Source organism: Roseburia zhanii (genome assembly GCF_014287635.1).
In the GTDB taxonomy this organism is placed as follows: Bacteria; Bacillota; Clostridia; order Lachnospirales; family Lachnospiraceae; genus Roseburia_B; species Roseburia_B zhanii.
The window spans coordinates 1-3,044 of sequence record NZ_JACOPH010000041.1 but is presented as its reverse complement, the minus strand read 5'-3'; the positions used below and the strand labels follow the sequence as shown (position 1 = coordinate 3,044).

6 protein-coding genes are annotated in these 3,044 nt (G+C 34.8%); all 6 read left to right on the top strand.

Features of this window, described 5'->3' with window-relative positions; translation table 11 throughout:
• The first annotated feature begins 10 nt into the window (after nt 1-10).
• Entirely contained in the window at nt 11-115 is a 105-nt protein-coding gene (locus H8S17_RS17315; protein ID WP_334298762.1) for an ATP-binding protein, read from the top strand.
• A 128-nt stretch (nt 116-243) separates the two neighbouring features.
• Nucleotides 244-900 carry a DUF3879 family protein gene (locus H8S17_RS15800; protein WP_055217061.1) on the top strand — a complete coding sequence of 219 codons (657 nt, stop codon included), beginning with the start codon at nt 244-246 and terminating at the stop codon, nt 898-900.
• Nucleotides 901-1,018: 118 nt separating this feature from the next.
• Complete coding sequence (locus H8S17_RS15795) at nt 1,019-1,603, top strand: hypothetical protein (protein WP_015517456.1); 585 nt, start codon at nt 1,019-1,021, stop codon at nt 1,601-1,603.
• A 9-nt stretch (nt 1,604-1,612) separates the two neighbouring features.
• Complete coding sequence (locus tag H8S17_RS15790) at nt 1,613-2,200, top strand: hypothetical protein (RefSeq protein ID WP_055171087.1); 588 nt, start codon at nt 1,613-1,615, stop codon at nt 2,198-2,200.
• Nucleotides 2,201-2,273: 73 nt separating this feature from the next.
• Nucleotides 2,274-2,438 carry a hypothetical protein gene (locus H8S17_RS15785; RefSeq protein WP_186867871.1) on the top strand — a complete coding sequence of 55 codons (165 nt, stop codon included), beginning with the start codon at nt 2,274-2,276 and terminating at the stop codon, nt 2,436-2,438.
• 9 nt (nt 2,439-2,447) lie between these two features.
• On the top strand, nt 2,448-3,044 hold a 597-nt coding region (locus H8S17_RS15780), incomplete at its 3' end, for a hypothetical protein (RefSeq protein WP_186867870.1).

Here is a 3,044-nt window from a genome sequence, read left to right as displayed (position 1 = left end):
AGGCGGTGGAATAGGACTGCTGAATGTTCAGAGCAGTGTAAAAAAATATGATGGAAATTTAATATTGAAAAGTGATGGAAATAAATTTATTGCTGAGTTATTCCTCAATTCATAAAAAGTCTTACTTCGTGCAAAAAAATCGTACTTGGTGCAGAAAAGGTAAAATATCAGAAGGAGTGTGTCGATATAAAAAAATAAAATGGATGATACATATAAAAAATTTAATGATGGGAGGTTTCGCTTATGTCAAGAATTACGGACTACGGTTTTTTATTTCAAACGACATTTGGAACATCAAAAACAAATTTAGTCAACAATATTCAGTTGTCCCAAATGAACAGCAGCTCTGTACAGAAACAATTAAAAGCAGCAGGGATTGACACAAACAGTAAAAAGTATAAAGCAGCATTGAGTGAGATGATGAAGAATGGAAACGGTGCAATGTTTACGAATGTTCAGGCAATTAAGAACCTGATGAGCCAATATGACAAAAATGGAGACTGGATTGATCCGAATACCGGATTAACAGGACTTGCGGTAACGGATGAGAACAGAAACAGTTATAAACATATCATTTCTGTTCCAGAGAGTAGCCGGGAAGAAATGTTTGAACTGGCAAAGAAAGAATTCTTAAATGAAAATGGTACTCTAAATGGTGATACTACCAAAAGGGAGAGTGTATATAACAATTTATACAGAAAAATGGATAAGGATGACCGCTTATCAGCAGGCTGGACAATGGAACAATATGAACATCAATACAGACAGGCATTTGCAAAAGCCGCAAAAGCTGCTGATCCTACATGGAAAGCGGGTAAACCAATACCGGAGGGTGCATTGGATGGCATTACGAGAGAGTATGTTGAGAGTGGAAAGAAGTCAGTAGATATAAAAATATAGTATGCTTTTGTCGGGTACTTTCTTGTGATTATCCTGTAAAGGCATGGTCTTTGGACCGTTATGGAGAGTGAGTAGATTCCGAATGACAGAGGAATGAAAATAATTGGAGGAAACGAAAATGAGTATAGCAGGAATTAACGGTTATAATTATTCAAATTATTATACAGGAACAAAAAGAAACACTGCGAAAGCGAACGGTATGAATTCCGGTTTGTTATCAAATGTAAGCAGTACATCTTCTAATATTACATTACATATGTCGGGAACAGAAGATAGTGGAAATGCATTAACAGCAGTAGGATTTCCGGATGGCAGTAGTGCATCTGTATATAAATCAGATGCATATGATTCGGCAAACCCAGAATACAGGGTAAGATATTGGGACAAAGAAGGAAATTACACAGATACAAATGTACAGATAAATGATGTTGATCCAAGAAATGCAAGTTATTTGGAAATGCTTGCATATACAACATATAGTGATGTAGAAGGCTTTACGAAAAATGCTTTTGGAGATTTCATGAATGCGGCTGGTGGTGTGAATGGCAACATCACTTATGATTCTGACAGCATAAATGAAAAGAAAGACTATATGAGCATGATTAAAGAATTTATGCAGTTACAATATGATTCGAACAACTTATCAGGTTATCTGTCATATAAGGAATTGTATGATTACATAAATGACAGAACAGAGAGGTGATTCAATTAAATGGAAATATCAAATAATTATAGCACAGCAAAAGTGTGGAACACATCGAATAAAAATGTTTCTAAATCTTCTAAAAAAAACAAATGGAAATTAACGGATTCTTTAAAAGAGAAGATTGTTGATCTGGCAAAAAAAGATGCACAGGACAATGTATATATGGGAAATGCATTTATGAATTTGAGAAAGACGGAAGTAAGCAAAGTAGCCCCGAATAGAGCTGCTTTAATTGGAAAGTTTAGTCAATCAATGAATTCAGGTAATATGTCAGCAATGAAAGAAGTTGAGGAAGCAGACAAAAAATGGCTCTGTATGCTGTTTGGAATACCTTATGAGGCAAAATATCAGGGAACAGGGACAGGCTCGGCAATTCATGTATACAATGAAGAGGGCGAAGAAGTTTTGACCTATACAGGGGGAGTAGGCTGGCAGGAAAAAGAAACAAAAGCAGAGTCACAGGTTCATTCAGCATTAAAAATGACATATTATGAGGCATTTAGTGAGGCGAGAAAAGCACTAAATAGTGAAGAAAAGACTGGTAGTGTAGGTGAAAACATAATATTGCAAGATAATTTTGATATGAAGGCATGAAGTATGCAATTAAAATAACAGTAACTTCTACAGTGTTCATTGCAGATGCACAGGGGCATATAAAGAGAATAATTTGTGGCAGGACTTTAAAGCCGTGACAGTTATTATTGATCCGTCAACAGGTAAGTTAATAGATATAGAAAATTTTAATTATTATTATGATTATGCAGTAGGATCAAATTCTTTGACATTCACCAGACGTTATCCGTCAATGACATTGTATAAATATGGAAATTGAGGTGACAATATGAAAATATCTAATTACATGAATAATACGAATTCAATAATGGAAAAAAATACTGATAAAGTACAGAAAGGAAATAGTCAGACAAACGAAAAACATACAGTGGGGCAATCAGTGAAGCTTTCGATTTCTAATGAGGGATTGGAGTATTATCGTAATCGTATACAGCAGAGTGGACAGGAAAAATATGATGATGTGGTTCAAAGAAAGGAACTGTTAGCGAGTAAAAAAATCAGTGATATTGATTATAGTTATGAAATTCAAAAGAAGGCAGCACAGCAGAATCAAAATGTTGATACAGGAAAAAGTGCCTTAAATATTACTGACAAGGCAAATAATTATGTTAAAGCATACGCAGAATTATATGATGAAATTGTGAAGGGCTATGAAAATGGAACCAGAGAAATATATGTAGCTGATGAAAATGGACCTCGTAAGCTTACAAAGGATGAAGAGTTAAGCAATTTAGATGCTGCATATAAAAAAACAGTGGATGACTTTGTGACAATGGAGACAACCAATCAGCATGCCCGTGGAATTATTGGTGAAGAAATGAATAAAATTTCAAAAATTACCACAAGGTCAACTTTGGCATCGGCT